The sequence below is a fragment of the Parasedimentitalea maritima genome (assembly GCF_005771405.1).
GTDB classification, from domain to species: domain Bacteria; phylum Pseudomonadota; class Alphaproteobacteria; order Rhodobacterales; family Rhodobacteraceae; genus Parasedimentitalea; species Parasedimentitalea maritima.
In genome coordinates, this window is the sequence record NZ_VAUA01000001.1 from 416133 (window position 1) to 432978 (window position 16846).

The window sequence follows — 16846 nt, forward strand, 5'->3', positions numbered from 1 at the left end:
GCATCAGATGCTGAAGCGGCTGAACAACACCCGGTTTTGGGCCCTCTTTGGGGTAGCGGCTATCCTAACCGGATCTGTTGTGATGCTGTTTCGCCTACATCCGCCGATGGCTCTGACTTTGGCAGCAGGCCCCTCTGGAGGGGCCTATCACCAATTAGCAGGGCGCTACCGTGCCATTTTGGCCCGTGATGGGATTGATCTTGTTGTTGTCGACACCGCCGGGTCCGCCGAGAATGCGGGCCTGATCGAAGCCACGCAGGTCGATGCAGCATTTCTTCAGGGTGGTATTGGGGTACAAGGGCAAAGCACCGAGGCCATCGGAGCTATTTTCTTTGAACCGATGGTGTTCCTGACCCGGCAGGACATCGAAGTTCCGGCCAATCCAGCATTGTGGTCAGATCTGCGCATCAGCAGTGGGCGGCTTGGATCTGGCACTGCGGCTGCCTTTGATGACTTTCAAGCAGCGGTTGGTTTGCGCCCGGCATTGAACCAGCATTTTGATATGGGCTACAGTGATGCCGTTTCGGCGCTGATAGAGGGCACCATTGATGTCGCTGTTTTTGTCGCACCAATTGACGCCCCATATCTGGTGGCAGCCTATGCAGATCACAGGATACGTTTGTTGCCGCTGGACTATAGCGAGGCAATATCTCGACGCCTGAATTATGCAAATACAGTGACAGTGCCGACGGGCGCGATTTCCCTAAAGCCTGTGGTCCCCCCCGTGCCGCGCCAGTTACTGGCGCTTGAGGCCCGCTTGGCGATCAGCGATAGCCTGCACCCGGCCTTGGTCAATCGATTGACCATGGCGGCTATCGAGTTGCACAGCGCTCGGGACATTATCACGGACCAAGGTCAGTTTCCCTCAGTCGAAGGGACAGGCCTGTCCGTGAACAACGCTGCGCGCCAATTGATCTTGAACGGCCCATCGACTTGGCATGACTGGCTGCCCTACTGGATGGCGGCGCAGGTCAATCGGTTGTTCCTGCTCATGCTGCCCATTTTGTTCCTGTTGCTTCCAATGCTGCGGGCCGTGCCTTCGCTCTATGCGTTTTTAATGCGTTGGCGGGTGCTGCAACACTACCCAGAAATCAAACAGATCGAGGATGACCTGGCTCAGGCTCCGGATTTGTCCTTGTTGGTAGAGATGGACCAGCGTTTGGTTGAACTGGATGAAAGGCTTGCACAGGTCCGTCTGCCGCCGCTGTATCGGCAAACGGCCTACAATGCTCGCATCCATATAGAATTGGTACGCAAACGCATTTCTGCTCAGCAAGAGGCGGTGGCCTTTTAGGCAGGGCGCTAACATACTGATTGAGAGCGAAACCCCGCCGATCGTCATCAAAAAACTAAGCAATCCCCCAGTCCGGGCTATGCTGAACCTAGTGCTCCGTTTTGGTGTTGCTTTGGTAAGGCAGGGTTTATGCGCAAAGTTATTTTTCTGATTATAGCCGTGTCAATTCTGGTCAGCTGTGGTCGCAGGGTTGAACCTGAACTGGTGCAGGCTGGGCCTGCCTCGACAGGTACGGCTGTCGCTCAATTGGTGACCTATCCCCAGTTCGGAGACAGCGATCCCTATGACTGGGAACGGCGCAAGCCAACATCCTATCCAATCCATGGTATCGACGTATCGCGTTGGCAGGGTGACATCAACTGGCGGCAGGCCAGGTCGGCCGGGGTGTCCTTTGCCTACATCAAGGCGACCGAAGGCGGTGATGTGGCAGATCCAAAGTTCGATAGCTACTGGCGCGCTTCGCGCCAAGCTGGGGTGCCCCGTGGGGCCTATCACTATTTCTACTTTTGCCGTCCTGCCGCACAGCAGGCGCGCTGGTTTATCAAACATGTGCCGCGCGAAGCAAACGCGCTGCCGCATGTGCTGGATATGGAATGGACTCCGCATTCACCAACCTGCACCAAACGCCCGGACGGTGCGCATATCCGGCGCGAGGCGACGCTGTTTCTGAGCATGTTGGAGGCCCACTATGGGCGTCGCCCGGTTATCTATACCACCGTGGATTTCTATCAGGATACCGGGATCGGCCGGTTGTCGGGAACAGAGTTTTGGTTGCGCTCCGTTGCCGGTCATCCAGCCCAGGTCTACCCCGGAGCCTCTTGGAATTTTTGGCAATACAGCGGCACTGGCAGGGTGCCAGGTGTTGAAGGCGATGTGGATGTGAATGTGTTTAGAGGCAGTCCGGAAAGCTGGCTGCAGTGGAGTGGTCAATCACTTCAATAAGTTTGATTTGCGGATCAGTTCGTAGATCCGAGAGGAAATGATGTTTTAAAATAACATGTTATGTAGCCGGTGCGGATGATTGCGACATTTCGTCCGGCCGTGTTTACAGGCGCTTGTGCGTTAGAAATTCCGCCGCTAGCGTCTTACTTGGCCACTCAAGCGCACCATGCGCCGGAGGGATGAAATGCCACGGGTATTCCGTGGCGCACCTCTCAAGGCTCCACGATACCCACTCATGTGACGTTGAAACTGGAGCCATAAAATGACTTTGCAAAACCGCAGCTGGGCCGAACCTTACAAGATCAAAATGGTCGAGCCCCTGAAAATGACCACCGAAGCTGAACGCCAAGCGGCGATTGTCGAGGCCGGTTACAATACCTTTCTGCTGCCATCCGAAGATGTCTATATCGACCTGTTGACCGATTCCGGTTGCGGCGCGATGTCGGACCGTCAATGGGCTGGTATGATGGCAGGGGACGAGGCCTATGCCGGCAGTGCCAACTTCTACAAAATGCGCGATGCCGTCGAGGAATACTATTCCTACAAATACACAGTACCAACCCATCAGGGCCGTGGGGCAGAAAACATTCTGTCACAGATCCTGATCGCGGACGGAAACTATGTGCCGGGCAATATGTACTTCACCACGACACGCCTGCATCAGGAACTGGCTGGAGCAACCTTTGTCGATGTGATCGTGGATGAGGCCCATGATCCAGCGTCTGACTACCCGTTCAAGGGGAACGTAGATATCGCCAAGCTAGAGGCGCTGGCCAAAGAGGTTGGCGCAGATAAGATCCCTTATGTCTGTATTGCCACCTGTGTGAACATGGCCGGTGGCCAACCTATTTCTATGGCCAACCTGAAAGAGGTCCGCGCCTGGTGTGATGCGAACAATGTTCTGTTGGTGCACGATATGACCCGCGTCGCTGAAAACGCCTTTTTCATTCAGCAGCGCGAAGATGGGTACCGCGAAAAATCGATCCGCGAAATTGTCTATGAGCTCTGTGATCTGACCGATGCGGCGACCATGTCGTCCAAGAAAGACGCACTGGTTAACATCGGTGGTTTCTTGGCGATGAACGATGACAGCATCTACGAGAAGGCCTGTAACCTTGTTGTGGTCTATGAGGGGCTGCACACCTACGGCGGCATGGCTGGCCGCGATATGGAGGCGCTGGCGATCGGCATCACCGAAAGCGTACAGGATGATCACATCTCGGCGCGGGTTGGTCAGGTTGAATACCTGGGCAACAAGCTCAAGATGATGGGAGTGCCGATTGTGAACCCCATTGGCGGCCATGCGGTGTTCCTGGATGCGCGGGCAATCCTGCCGCATATCCCACAAGATCAGTTCCCGGCTCAGGCCCTGGCCGCAGCCCTGTATGTTGATGCGGGTGTCAGGGTGATGGAGCGCGGTGCTGTGTCAGCTGGGCGTAGCAAGGAAACCGGTGAAAACTTCATGCCTAAACTGGAGCTGGTCCGTCTGACCCTGCCAAGACGGGTCTACACGCAGGCCCATATGGATGTTGTTGCCGAAAGCGTCGAGCGTGTGATGAAGCAGGCGAGCGAGATCAAAGGCCTGAAGTTCACCTATGAACCTGAATACCTGCGCTTCTTCCGTGGTAAGTTTGAGCCAGTCGAAGGGTAGAGGAACAAAAAAGGGAGCGTCGTCGTCGCTCCCTTTTTCAATACGTTGTGTTTGTTACTGAGCTGACTAGCGCCAGTCAAAGAAGCCCTCACCAGCGCGTTTCAGCAGGTTTGCAGCCATCTCGCGACCCAGTGCAGCACCATCTTCAATGGCACATGTCTCATCCGCTGCGATTGCTTCGCTTCCGTCCGGGCGCAGAACTTCGCCACGCAGCCGCAGGGTGGAGCCGTCCAATTCAGCCAATGCTGCGATGGGCGTTTCGCAGGACCCATCCAGTGCCGCCAGGAACGCACGTTCCGCCGCCAAGCGCTGGCCGGTTTCTGCGTGGTGGAGAGCAGCCAGCAGTTCAGCGGTGGCACTGTCATCGCCACGACGTTCAATGCCGATGGCACCCTGTGCCACGGCGGGTAACATGTCTTCGACACTTACGGTGGTAGCGGGAACATCCTTCATGCCCAGCCGGTTCAGGCCGGCCATGGCAAGGAAGGTACAATCCGCAACGCCATCGCCCAGTTTTTTCAACCGGGTCTGCACGTTGCCGCGAAATTCCACCACTTTCAAATCAGGGCGGCGGTTCAGCAGCTGTGCGCGGCGGCGCAGTGACGAGGTGCCAACCACGGCCCCGGCAGCGAGTTCAGACAGAGACGAATTGCCGGGTGAAACAAAGGCATCGCGTACGTCTTCGCGTGGCAGATAGGTATCTAGCAGCAGCCCCTCGGGCTGGGCCACAGGCATATCCTTCATCGAATGCACCGCGATGTCGATAGCGCCAGATAGCAGATCCTCTTCGATCTCTTTGGTGAACAGCCCTTTGCCACCCAGCTCCTTCAGCGGTTTGTCAGCCGCGATCAGGGCCTGATTGTCGCCTGAGGTCTTGATGATGACGATCTCAAACGCTGCTTCGGGCAAATCAAATGCAGCGCCCAGACGGCGGCGGGTCTCGTAGGCTTGTGCCAGAGCAAGCGGTGAACCACGGGTGCCGATTTTGAGCGGTGAGGCGGGGGAGGGTAGCGTCAATGTCATGGCGTCAGCCTTAAAGTATTTTTGCATCCGGTGGAAACTGCTATTGCATCTGCCGCAGCCGATAGTCGTCTGCTTTGACATAGGACAAAGATAAGGTGCGATGGGAAAGCTTATTTCGCACCCATGGGGCAGGAGGCCGCGATTGGTGGGCTTTACCTTGACAAAGCGCCGTTAAAGCCTGACCTCAGGCATCAAGCGACAGATGAGGAATGACATGGCTGAGACGAAAACGCTGCTGAAAGCACTTGCGGGTGAACAACAAGACGTCCCACCGATCTGGATGATGCGCCAAGCCGGGCGGTATCTGCCCGAATATCGCGCCACCCGCGCGCAGGCAGGCGATTTTCTAAAGCTGTGTTATAACCCTGAGCTGGCCACCGAAGTGACGCTGCAACCGATCCGGCGTTACGGCTTTGACGCCGCGATTCTGTTTGCTGATATCCTGTTGGTACCACAGGCGCTGGGCGCAGATCTTTGGTTTGTCACAGGCGAGGGGCCGCGGCTGTCTACGGTGACCACGCAGGCCGATTTTGATAAGCTGGGTCCGGTTTCGGACATCCACGAGGTGCTGAACCCAATTTACGAGACGGTGAAACTGCTGTCGCGTGAATTGCCCGGTGAGACGACATTGATCGGTTTTGCGGGTGCGCCATGGACTGTGGCGACCTATATGATCGCTGGACGGGGAACTCCGGATCAGGGGCCTGCACATCTATTGCGGCAAGAGAATAACGCCCTGTTCGAAGCCCTGCTGGAGCGGATTACAGCTGCGACGATTGAATACCTGTCGATGCAAATCGAAGCGGGTGCCGAAGTGGTCAAGATCTTTGACAGCTGGGCAGGGTCATTGAAAGGGGATGCGTTTCAGAAATACGCTCTGGAACCCGCACGGGTGATTACAGCCGCATTAAAAGCGCGCCATCCCAACGTGCCTATCATCGGGTTCCCGCGTGAAGCCGGTGACAAATACATTGGCTTTGCCAAGGCCACGGGCGTGGACTGTGTGGCGCTGGACAATTCGGTCTCACCCGAATGGGCCGCTGCCAATGTGCTGGTTGATGGCTGTGTGCAGGGCAATCTGGCCTCGCGTCACATGGTGACGGGTGGTCAGGATCTGGTGGATGAAACCCGCGCCATCGTGAAGGCGTTCAAGGGTGGCGCGCATATCTTCAACCTGGGTCATGGCATTACACCGGATGCAGATCCAGCCAACGTGCAGTTGATGATCGACACTGTACGCGAAGGTTGACCTGAAAGAGCGAGGGGCCAGCCCCTCGCGCTCCCCGGGATATTTCAGGCTAGATGAATACGGATCAAAACTGCGCTTTGCCTTGTTGTGAGGCGTAGCTTCAGGCATGAGCGCCCAATCAAATGCCAGTTGAAAGGGCGTTATCATGGATTACGGTAAAACAGGTGGACCTGTGAAAAAGGGTAAGAACGCACCCCGGCACAAAGAACACAACGCCAAGGGAAGCAATAAAAACCCGTTTGGTCAGAGTGCAACCAAGGCTGAACTGCTGGCACGGATGAAAGCGGCTGCTGAGGCCAAGAAGCAGGGCTGAGGTGCTAGTTGGTCTTTTGGGCCAGTTCTGACATGATTTTTTCAGTGTGTTGCCCGCGTGTGGGGCTGGCTGGAGCAACCCAATCGGGCTGACCGGAAAACCGTGGTGCTGGGGCGGCCTGCAATGCGCCCTGTGCCTCGACCCAGGTGGCGCGACTGTTCATCGGATGTGCCTTGGCCTCTTCTGGGTTAAGCACCGGCGCAACACAGGCATCAGATCCATCAAACAGTGCAGCCCAGTGATCACGCGGCTGGCTGGCAAACATCCCGGTCAGCCGATCGCAAAGGGTAGGCCAGATGTCGCGGTCGAACTGAAGTTGGAAATCGGCATCATTGGCCAGCCCCATCAGGTGCAGAAATTCGGCGTAGAACTTGGGTTCGAGGCACTGCACCGAGATAAAGCCGCCGTCGCCGCAGCGGTAAGTGCGGCTCCAATGTGGGCCATCCAACAGGTTTTGACCGCGGGTTACACCAAAATTTCCGGTTTGGCGCATGGTTAGCAGCAGGTTCATCATGTGGGCCGAGCCATCATAGATCGCGGCATCGACGACGCAGCCCTTGCCGGTGGCTTTCGCTTTTAGGATGGCTGCTAGCATTCCAACCGCCAGATACATTGCTCCGCCACCAATATCACCAACTAGGGTGGCTGGTGTCAGCGGCACGTCGCCGGGGGCGGATCCATACCAGAGCGCGCCAGACAGTGAGATATAGTTGAGATCATGCCCGGCAGTGTGTGACAGCGCGCTGTCCTGTCCCCAGCCGGTCATGCGACCAAATACCAGCGCTGGGTTTGCAGTCTGACAAATATCTGGACCCAGCCCCAACTTCTCCATCACGCCGGGGCGAAACCCTTCGATCAACCCATCTGCTGTTGCCACCAGAGATTTGAAGGTTTCTATGTCGGCACTGTTTTTCAAGTCCAGTTCGATCGAACGTTTGCCGCGATCCAGGATGGAGTGTTCTGGCATCCCGGGCGTCACCGTGCCGCCCTTGCGATGGACGCAGATCACATCAGCTCCAAGATCGGCCAGCAACATGGCGGCAAAGGGGCCAGGGCCCAGACCTTCAACTTCGACAATGCGGATACCGTTTAGCATCTAGTGGATCTTTCCTTTGGAATTTGCCGTTTTGCAGGCGGTCAGAATGATAAACCGCCACCAACAATCAGGGTCTGGCCTGAGACATAATTGCTTTCTGGGATGCAAAACAGATAGACACCACCGGCAGCTTCTTCGACGGTGCCAGCCCGGCGCATTGGGATCATCGATTCCACTCCCTGAACAACCTTTTGTGGAATGCCGACACCAACCTGATTGCCGTCAACCGTGATCATCTCTTTCTCGGCGGTGGCTGCGGTCAGGCGGGTGGCAATCATGCCAAAGGCCACGGCGTTCACATTGACTTTGAATCGCCCCCATTCCTTGGCCAGCGTTTTGGTGAGGCCCAGAACCCCAGCCTTGGCGGCTGCATAGTTGGCCTGACCGGGATTGCCACCGGTGCCTGCTACGGATGAAATGTTGACCACCTTGCGGAAGACCTCGCAGCCCTCGGCGGCCTCTTGGGTTGCGGCTTCGGTGATGAAAGGCGTGGCTGCGCGCAGGATGCGGAACGGGGCTTTCAGGTGGACGTCCATCATTGCATCAAACTGTGCATCTGACATTTTCCCGATCAGCGCATCCCAAGTGTATCCTGCGTTGTTGACGATGATATCGACACCGCCAAAGCGATCGATACCGTCCTGAATGAAACTTTCGGCAAAGCCATCAGCACTTACCGATCCAGCGACGGCAATAGCTTTGCCACCCATCTCCCTGATTTCAGCCACCACCGCATTGGCGGGGTCAGCATCCAGATCGTTGATCACCAGATTGGCGCCATCTGCGGCCAGTTTTAACGCGATGGCACGTCCAATACCACGGCCTGCGCCAGTCACATAAGCGGTTTTACCCAAGAGCTTTGTCATTGTTTCAATTCCTTATGCCTTGCCGGGTTATGTTATTGCGCCTGATACATGGTGACCACACAGGCGCCACCCAGCCCTAGGTTATGCTGTAGCGCGGTGCGTGCGCCTTCGACTTGCGTAGGGCCGGCTGAACCGCGCAATTGCCGGGTCAGTTCATAACATTGGGCCAACCCGGTAGCGCCCAGCGGATGACCCTTGGAGAGCAACCCGCCAGAAGGGTTGGTGACGTACTTGCCGCCATAGCTGTTGTCGCCGTCTGCGATAAACTGGCTGGCACCGCCCTCAGCGCAGAGGCTCAGGCCTTCGTAGGTGATCATTTCGTTATGGGCAAAACAGTCGTGTAGTTCGACGACGTCTATATCCTGCGCACCAATGCCGGTTTGCTCGTATACTTGGGCAGCAGCGGCGGCGGTCATGTCGTAACCCACCAACCGCATCATGTCGTGGCTGTCAAAGGTGCTTGGGGTGTCTGTAGTCATCGCCTGACCAATGATCTGCACTGAGTTGTCCAGCCCGTGGGCACGCGCATATTTATCGCTGACTACAACAGCGGCAGCGGCCCCACAGGTCGGCGGGCAGGCCATCAGTCGGGTCATCACACCCTCCCATATCATTGGCGCTTCCAGCACGTCCTTGGGGCTGAGCTCCTTGCGAAACAGGGCTAGCGGATTGTTCACCGCATGGCGGCTGGCCTTGGCGCGGATGCGGGCCAGATCGGTCAGGGATGAACCGTATTTTTCCATATGGGCCTTACCAGCACCGCCAAAGTAACGCAGTGCCAGAGGAATTTCAGGATGTCCAACCAAGGCATCTGTCTCGGCGTCAAAGGCATCAAATGGGCAGGGGCGGTCGTCCCAATGTGATCCCAGCGCACCGGGCTGCATCTGTTCAAACCCTAGTGCCAGAGCCACGTCAACTGCGCCACTCTCAACCGCCTGACGGGCCAGAAACAATGCGGTTGATCCCGTTGAACAGTTGTTGTTGACGTTGATGACCGGAATGCCGGTCATGCCAACCTTATAGATCACTGTCTGGCCGCAGGTACTGTCTCCATAGGTATAGCCAGCATAGGCTTGCTGTACTGCATCATAGTTGATCCCGGCATCTGCCAGTGCATCATTGATCGCCGCTGCACCCATCTGTGGGTAAGGATCATTTTGCCCCGGTTTGACAAATTTAGTCATACCAACCCCGGCAACGACAGCTTTTTCACTCATGGCACATGGTCCTTTGGCACTCACAATATTTGCTGGGTACCCGGCCCGCACAGCGTGGAACTGTCAAGTTTCACCCCGCGTCGGGTTTGAATTACTCTGCGTCACGGTTTGATTGGGTGCGGTGGCCCCAGCTTCGATCTGGCGGCGGAAAATACCCGGAGCGACACCTGTGCCATTTGTGAACACCCGGCTGAAATGTGCTGGATCAGAAAAACCTAGATCATAGGCGACCTCCGCCGCTGTCAGATTGGTATAGATCAGCAACCGCCGCGCCTCTCGCAGGACCCGGTCATTGACCAGCTGTGAGGCGGAGTGTCCGGTAGAGCGTTGCACGATACGGTTCAAGTGGGTTGGTGAAACCGCCAGTTCGGCTGCGTAATCAGCCAGACTGCGCCGTAATCGAAAATCCCGCTCCAGCAACATTTCGAAACGGGCGAACAAGGGATTACTTTGGCCTTTTTTGCCATCGCCCAAGGTTTGATCAATGCAACGTGCGATCCTTGCCAAAACCGCGCCTGCCAGACCTCTGAGGACTTCAGTGCGGCCAAATCCTGGGACGTGATATTCCTCTTCAATTCCCTTGGTAAGGCTGTGCAGGTTTGGCGGTTGGGGGAGAACAACAGCGTTACTCAACGCTGCGCGCAGCCTATCGCTGCCGGTGAGACAGTGGTCAAGCAGGTGTGAGGTCAGGGTTACGACCGTTCCCACAGTGCCCGGAGCAAACTGAAATCCATGCACCACGCCGCGTGGTACGTTGACGATGCAGGGCGGCGGCAGTGCCAGACTGCGCCCATCCAGTTCGACTTCGCCGCCGCCGCCAGTAAGAAACAGCAGTTGGTGCAATCGTGCATGCCGATGTGGCTTTAGCTCCCAGTTGTGCCGTTTGGAGCGCGCTCGGATGCTTTCAACATGCAGCTCATCTTCCAGTTCAGATGTCTCACCAAACAGGCTGTAGCTTTGAATGTGACTTTTTGCGTTCATGTTCGAAATGTACAAGAAATTGCACGCTTGGTCTATTCGCAAAGCTGCACATGCGGGGCATGTTATGGTCTAGGTCAAGAAAAGGGCGCGCGGATGTCAGTCATAAGAACACAAGTTGGAATCATCGGAGGCGGGCCGTCGGGCCTGTTGTTGTCGCAACTGCTGCACCGCCGCGGGATTGATACCGTGGTTCTGGAGAAACACAGCCGCGATTATGTACTGGGCCGCATTCGTGCTGGCGTTCTGGAGCACGGTTTTGCCAATCTAATGCGCGAAGCGGGCTGCGGTGACCGTATGGATGCCGAAGGTGAAATCCATGATGGTGTATATATCGCCCATCAAGGGCGTATGGACCGCGTGGATCTGGCCAAGCACACTGGCGGTAATTCTGTGTTGGTCTATGGCCAGACCGAAGTGACGCGTGACCTGTATCAGGCACGCGCTGACATGGATGGTGTGGTGATTCACAATGCACAGGATGTGGCGTTGTTTGATCTCAAAAGCGCCGCACCCTATCTGACCTATGCCAAAGATGGCGCCACTCACCGCGTTGATTGCGACTACATAGTTGGCGCAGATGGGTTTCACGGGACCAGCCGCAAGGCGATCCCTTCGGATGTTCTGCGAGAATACGAAAAGGTCTATCCCTTCGGGTGGTTGGGCGTCCTGTCTGAAACCAAGCCCGTGTCACCTGAGCTGATCTATGCCCGACATGAACGCGGTTTTGCCCTGTGTTCAATGCGCAGTCAGCTGCTCAGCCGGTATTACATCCAGGTACCGATCACTGATACGGCTGCTCAATGGTCTGATGACGCCTTTTGGGCCGAGTTAAAAAGTCGACTACCGCAAGACGTGGCAGAAACACTGGAAACTGGTCCGTCGATTGAAAAATCCATTGCCCCATTGCGCAGTTTTGTGGCCGAGCCAATGCGCTATGGTCAACTGTTCTTGGCTGGAGATGCCGCCCATATCGTGCCTCCTACCGGGGCCAAGGGGTTGAACTCGGCGGCCTCAGACATTCACTATCTGTATCACGGTCTGGTAGATCACTATCTGAACGATGATGACGCAGGACTGGACGCATATTCGGAAAAAGCGCTGGCACGGGTGTGGAAAGCGCAACGGTTCTCGTGGTGGATGACCAATCTTCTGCACCGTTTTCCTGACAGCGAAGATGTTGACCGGCAATTACAGCGTACCGACCTCGATTATCTTTTCTCGTCGGATGCCGCGCTGGCCTCTATGGCGGAAAACTATGTCGGCCTGCCCTACTGACCACTTGTCTGGCATAGCTTAAGCAGAACCAGACATAGCAATCTGGTATAGCCAATTGGTCGTACGAGACTTGGCAGCGGTATCGGGCTCCGGTTAGGAGTGGACGGCATCGCACGTACATCGGAGGGCCAGCCATGCATATGAGTGACCAAAAAGAGATCGCAGCAGATCCGGCCATGGTTTATGCAGCGCTGCTAAACCCCGAGATCCTGAAAGCCTGTGTGCCAGGCGCAAAAGAGGTGACCGGTTCCCCTGAGGACGGGTTTGAGGCGACGGTGACGCAAAAAGTCGGCCCGGTGAAGGCGACGTTCAAAGGGCAGGTTACCCTGTCGGATCTGGTCGAGGGCGAAAAGCTGACCATCAGTGGCGAAGGCAAAGGTGGCGCGGCTGGCTTTGCCAAGGGCGGCGCTGAGGTAACATTGACAGCCAGCGAAACCGGCACATTACTGGCCTATGATGTCGAAGCCAAAGTTGGCGGCAAGCTGGCGCAGCTGGGCAGTCGCCTGATTGATGGGTTTGCCAAAAAAATGGCAGATCAGTTCTTTACCAACCTGCAGAATGCTTTGGCCCCGGAACAGGATGAAGAGGAGGGTGACGCCTCTGACGCTGCTGAGGGCGAACAGAAAAAGAGTTGGTTGAAGAAAATCACAGCCCGCGGCTGACCCCTGCACAAATGCACATCTACCTGCGCGCTCGGTTTGTATATATCTCCTCTGGTCGCTGCCACGGGCGCAGGCTAACGTAAACCAAACTGATCAGTTCAGAATGGGAGCGTCATGCCTGCTATCCTTACTATCCGCGACTTGCGGAAATCTTATGCAGACGGATTTGAGGCGCTGAAAAGCGTCAGCCTCGACATCGACGAAGGCGAGATCCTGGCGCTGCTTGGCCCCAATGGGGCAGGCAAGACGACGCTGATTTCTACTGTGTGCGGTATCATCACCCCAACTTCGGGCAGTGTAACCGTAGGGGGGCATGACATTCTCGATGACTTTCGTGCGGCGCGGTCTTTGATCGGACTGGTGCCACAGGAAATCAATCTGGAGCCGTTTGAAACGGTTTGGAACACGGTGCGGTTCTCACGCGGATTGTTTGGCAAGTCACGCAATGACGCGCTGCTTGAGGATATTCTGCGCAAGCTTTCGCTGTGGGATAAGCGCAAAAACCGGATCATGGAGCTGTCCGGCGGCATGAAGCGCCGGGTCTTGATCGCCAAAGCGCTCAGCCATGAGCCTCGTGTGCTGTTTCTTGATGAACCCACCGCTGGGGTGGATGTTGAGCTACGCAAAGACATGTGGGAGATCGTTGCTGAGCTAAAGGCCTCTGGCGTGACGATCATCCTCACCACCCATTACATCGAAGAGGCAGAAGCCATTGCTGATCGGGTTGGGGTGATTGCCGAGGGCAAGTTGATGCTGGTCGAGGAAAAGGCCCAACTCATGGCCCGTATGGGGCAGAAACAACTAGAGGTGCAGCTGACTGAACCCGTGGCAGCACTGCCCGAAGCACTGGCGCATCATGATTTGCAGTTGGTGAATGGTGGTGGTGCACTGGTCTATACCTATGACACCCGCGGTGAACGCACTGGCATCACCGCATTGTTGAACGATGTAGCTCAGGCCGGGCTTGTGCTGGCGGATGTTCAGACCCGACAATCCAGCCTCGAAGACATTTTTGTCGGCCTTGTATCCGGAGAAACCGCATGAACTGGACCGCTATTGGCGCCATCTACCGATTTGAAATGGCGAGATTTTTCCGCACACTCACGCAAAGTTTTCTGTCGCCTGTTTTGTCGACCTCGCTGTACTTTGTGGTCTTCGGTGCCGCCATCGGCAGCCGCATTGATCAGGTCGAGGGCATCGACTATGGCGCCTTCATTGTGCCTGGTCTGATCATGCTTAGTGTGATGACACAGGCGATTTCCAATGCTTCGTTCGGGATTTATTTCCCGAAATTCATTGGCACGATCTATGAGCTGTTGTCAGCACCTGTGAATTTCCTTGAGATCGTATTGGGCTATGTCGGTGCCGCTGCCACCAAGGCGTTGTTTATCGGGGTGGTGATCCTGGCGACGGCCTCGCTGTTTGTGGACCTGCCCATTGCGCATCCATTGGCCATGGTGCTGTTTATGCTGCTGACCTGTCTTAGCTTTGCATTGCTGGGGTTCATCATTGGCATCTGGGCTGGCAATTTTGAACAGCTACAACTGATCCCTCTGATGGTCGTGACGCCCTTGGTTTTCCTGGGTGGGTCGTTCTATTCAATCTCGATGCTGCCGCCGATCTGGCAAAAAATCACATTGTTTAATCCGGTGGTCTATTTGATCTCTGGTTTTCGCTGGGCATTCTTTGACACGGCTGATGTGCCGGTCGGGCTAAGTTTGCTGGCGATTGGTGGTTTTACTGTTGCTTGTATTGCGGTGATTTGGTGGATTTTCAAAACTGGCTGGCGCATTCGCTCTTAACCGGCTGGAAAGTAGTGTGATCAGGAGGTGACTGGGGGGGACGTGGTGTTCGTATTGTGATCGCGAGAGCGTTGCAATTTTACCCACCTGTCTACTGTTTTTTCACGTCGTAACGTTTTGCAACCGGCCCGTGCCTTGTTTCGGGCGGGGGGGCAATCTACATCGGCTGGATGACCCTGAACATACCTTTTTTGAAGAAGCCTCCTTTGGTGGCTGTTGTGCGTCTTGCTGGCGCGATTGGCATGCCCGGACGTGGTGCGCTGAGTGATGCCGGTTTGGCCCCAGTTTTGGAGAGGGCTTTTCGCAAGGGTAAGCCTGCTGCGATTGCCCTAGAGATCAATTCTCCGGGTGGATCACCTGTACAAAGCTCGCTGATTGGTGCTCGCATCCGCCGTCTGGCTGATGAATTGGACGTGCCGGTCTATGCGTTTGTTGAGGATGTAGCCGCATCAGGTGGCTACTGGCTGGCGGCAGCGGCAGATGAAATCTGGGCGGATGAAAGCTCCGTTCTGGGGTCGATTGGCGTAATATCTGCTGGGTTTGGAGCACATGAATTGCTCGCTCGCCAAGGGGTTGAGCGACGCGTTTACACTGCGGGCGAAAGCAAATCGATGCTGGATCCATTCCGGCCGGAAAATGATGAAGATGTCGCGCGGCTGAAAACTCTGCTCGGGGATATCCATCAGAATTTCATTGATCATGTGACGACGCGACGTGGCGCTAAGCTGAGCGAAGAACAAAACCTGTTCACTGGTGAGATCTGGCTAGCACGGCGTGCCGGTGAATTGGGACTGATTGAGGGCGTCGCCCATATAAAGCCAAAGATGCAGGAGCTGTTTGGCAAGAAAGTCCGCTTTCGCCGCTACGGGATGAAGAAACCGTTCTTGTCCCGGATTGGTGTGCAACTGGCACAGGATGCGTTGGGCGGAGTTGAGGAGCGTGCTGCTTTTGCACGCTTTGGGCTCTGAGGTGATTTTTAAAATCGTATCCTTGTTTCTGGTCGCAATGGCGGTGCTGGCGATGTTCGGAAAACTGAAGTTTCCCGGGCAAAAGAAGCTGGAGTCGGCCCGTTGTCCACATTGTGGACGTTTCAAAATTGGCAAGGGCCCCTGTGCCTGTGGAAAAGGGCGACGCGGATGATGATGCCATGGCTATTTTTGGCGCTGGGTCTGGTGATCTTGCTGCTGGCGGGGGATGCCTTGGTGCGCGGCGCGGTGAACCTCAGCCTTCGGCTTGGGGTGCCAGCGCTGATTGTCAGCCTCACCATTGTTGCCTTCGGGACCTCCGCGCCTGAGCTTCTGATTGCCATTCAGGCCGTATTAGAAGACGTTCCAAGCATTGCCCTAGGGAATGTGGTCGGGTCGAACACCGCTAATATTCTGCTGGTTTTGGGCGTTCCAGCCATTATGACCAGCCTTCACACCAGCGAATGTGACACCCGTAAGAACTATATCTACATGCTGGGTGCTACTGTATTGTTCATCGCACTTGCATTTTGCGGCGTATTTACACTTTGGTCCGGGCTGGTTCTGCTGGCTGCTCTGGCCTTCGTGCTTGGCTCGGCATTCCGCGAAGCGCGCGCGCATCGGCGGTGTGGCTGCGAAGCTGACGATGACCTGGAGGACATCGACGAGGCCGATCCCAATATGCCGTACTGGCGCATAGGCGTTTACTTGGTGTTGGGCTTGATTGGCCTGCCTTTGGGCGCTGATTTATTGGTTGATAACGGGACCGAGATCGCCCGCACCTATCATGTCAGCGAGCGGGTGATCGGTTTGACTTTGATCGCTATCGGCACCTCGTTGCCAGAGCTTGCGACTACGGTGATGGCGGCCCTGCGCCGGCAGGCTGACGTGGCTCTGGGCAATGTCATCGGTTCAAACATGTTCAATCTGCTTGCCATCGTCGGCGTCGCTACATTTATTGGGCCTATCCCAGTAAAGCCGACATTCTTGATGTTCGATCTTTGGGTGATGCTGGCTGCTTCGCTCTTGCTGGTGCCCTTTGTGTTCTTCAAGCAAGATATTACTCGCACATGGGGTGTTGTTTTAACGGGGTTATATCTGGCCTATATGGTCGCGGTTTTGTAACACAACTAGTACAAGCACATCGCTGTGCGATAGATAGTTCTATGCTGGTTGTTTTGCGTTAACCCGTGGTTGCGTTTTGTCGCTACCGCATCAATTCAGCTTTGGGCTACGATATCGCATCGTTAACTGATCAGTGACTTGCTCCGCACTGGGTTTCAGAGGTCGGCCATTTGCCCACTAAGGGCTAATTCTGGCCGTCGCATTCTCGGATGAGACCTAGGCTGAACATCCCGTTTAAGTACCGTCAATTCCATAAAGTGCGACAAGTTGTGCACTGGGAAAAATTACGTCATAAACTTGTAATAGAAATGTATTTGATTTCAACGCGTTGTGGATTTTCAGGAAAATTATCATCTAAATTCAAACGCTTATCATTTCGCCTAAA

16 protein-coding genes are annotated in these 16846 nt (G+C 55.6%); 11 read left to right on the forward strand and 5 right to left on the reverse strand.

Going from position 1 to position 16846, the window contains the following annotated elements; genetic code table 11:
- Positions 1–7 precede the first annotated feature (7 nt).
- The 3 genes from FEE96_RS02080 to FEE96_RS02090 all read left to right on the forward strand — a co-directional run bounded on the left by FEE96_RS02080 (position 8) and on the right by FEE96_RS02090 (position 3887).
- Positions 8–1294, forward strand: a complete 1287-nt coding sequence (locus tag FEE96_RS02080) for a TAXI family TRAP transporter solute-binding subunit (protein ID WP_138161331.1) — start codon at positions 8–10, stop codon at positions 1292–1294.
- A gap of 129 nt (positions 1295–1423) precedes the next feature.
- On the forward strand, positions 1424–2236 hold the full coding sequence (locus FEE96_RS02085; RefSeq protein ID WP_138161332.1) for a glycoside hydrolase family 25 protein: 813 nt from the start codon (positions 1424–1426) through the stop codon (positions 2234–2236).
- A gap of 262 nt (positions 2237–2498) precedes the next feature.
- Positions 2499–3887: a tyrosine phenol-lyase gene (locus FEE96_RS02090; RefSeq protein ID WP_138161333.1), complete on the forward strand. Its 1389-nt coding sequence runs from the start codon at positions 2499–2501 to the stop codon at positions 3885–3887.
- 66 nt (positions 3888–3953) lie between these two features.
- Here FEE96_RS02090 and hemC read toward each other — a convergent pair whose 3' ends face one another.
- Positions 3954–4910: a hydroxymethylbilane synthase gene (gene hemC, locus FEE96_RS02095; RefSeq protein WP_138161334.1), complete on the reverse strand. Its 957-nt coding sequence runs from the start codon at positions 4908–4910 to the stop codon at positions 3954–3956.
- A 214-nt stretch (positions 4911–5124) separates the two neighbouring features.
- Here hemC and hemE point away from each other — a divergent pair, with 214 nt between their 5' ends.
- Positions 5125–6159, forward strand: a complete 1035-nt coding sequence (gene hemE, locus FEE96_RS02100) for a uroporphyrinogen decarboxylase (protein ID WP_138161335.1) — start codon at positions 5125–5127, stop codon at positions 6157–6159.
- A 145-nt stretch (positions 6160–6304) separates the two neighbouring features.
- The gene (locus FEE96_RS23380) at positions 6305–6472 is read left to right on the forward strand and encodes a hypothetical protein (RefSeq protein WP_171021583.1); all 168 of its coding nucleotides are present in this window, start codon (positions 6305–6307) and stop codon (positions 6470–6472) included.
- 4 nt (positions 6473–6476) lie between these two features.
- On the opposite strand, the gene FEE96_RS02105 is transcribed toward FEE96_RS23380, so the two are convergent.
- The 4 genes from FEE96_RS02105 to FEE96_RS02120 form a co-directional block, all read right to left on the reverse strand.
- Positions 6477–7568 (reverse strand): CaiB/BaiF CoA transferase family protein, encoded by a 1092-nt coding sequence (locus FEE96_RS02105; protein ID WP_138161336.1) that lies wholly within the window; start codon positions 7566–7568, stop codon positions 6477–6479.
- Between the two features lie 41 nt (positions 7569–7609).
- Positions 7610–8434, reverse strand: coding sequence for an SDR family NAD(P)-dependent oxidoreductase (locus tag FEE96_RS02110; RefSeq protein WP_138161337.1), 825 nt, complete (start codon positions 8432–8434; stop codon positions 7610–7612).
- Between the two features lie 32 nt (positions 8435–8466).
- Positions 8467–9651: a lipid-transfer protein gene (locus FEE96_RS02115; protein ID WP_138161338.1), complete on the reverse strand. Its 1185-nt coding sequence runs from the start codon at positions 9649–9651 to the stop codon at positions 8467–8469.
- Between the two features lie 63 nt (positions 9652–9714).
- Complete coding sequence (locus FEE96_RS02120) at positions 9715–10632, reverse strand: helix-turn-helix domain-containing protein (protein ID WP_138161339.1); 918 nt, start codon at positions 10630–10632, stop codon at positions 9715–9717.
- A 93-nt stretch (positions 10633–10725) separates the two neighbouring features.
- Between FEE96_RS02120 and pobA the strand changes: the two genes are divergently transcribed.
- From pobA to FEE96_RS02150, 6 genes are all read left to right on the forward strand, one after another.
- Positions 10726–11907 carry a 4-hydroxybenzoate 3-monooxygenase gene (gene pobA, locus FEE96_RS02125; protein WP_171021584.1) on the forward strand — a complete coding sequence of 394 codons (1182 nt, stop codon included), beginning with the start codon at positions 10726–10728 and terminating at the stop codon, positions 11905–11907.
- A gap of 134 nt (positions 11908–12041) precedes the next feature.
- The gene (locus FEE96_RS02130) at positions 12042–12569 is read left to right on the forward strand and encodes an SRPBCC family protein (RefSeq protein ID WP_138161340.1); all 528 of its coding nucleotides are present in this window, start codon (positions 12042–12044) and stop codon (positions 12567–12569) included.
- 114 nt (positions 12570–12683) lie between these two features.
- Entirely contained in the window at positions 12684–13613 is a 930-nt protein-coding gene (locus FEE96_RS02135) for an ABC transporter ATP-binding protein (protein ID WP_138161341.1), read from the forward strand.
- Positions 13610–14371: an ABC transporter permease gene (locus FEE96_RS02140; protein ID WP_138161342.1), complete on the forward strand. Its 762-nt coding sequence runs from the start codon at positions 13610–13612 to the stop codon at positions 14369–14371. Before FEE96_RS02135 ends, FEE96_RS02140 begins: the two co-directional genes overlap by 4 nt.
- Before the next feature lie 170 nt (positions 14372–14541).
- Positions 14542–15339 (forward strand): S49 family peptidase, encoded by a 798-nt coding sequence (locus FEE96_RS02145; RefSeq protein ID WP_138161343.1) that lies wholly within the window; start codon positions 14542–14544, stop codon positions 15337–15339.
- Between the two features lie 171 nt (positions 15340–15510).
- Positions 15511–16461: a calcium/sodium antiporter gene (locus FEE96_RS02150; RefSeq protein WP_138161653.1), complete on the forward strand. Its 951-nt coding sequence runs from the start codon at positions 15511–15513 to the stop codon at positions 16459–16461.
- Positions 16462–16846 lie beyond the last annotated feature (385 nt).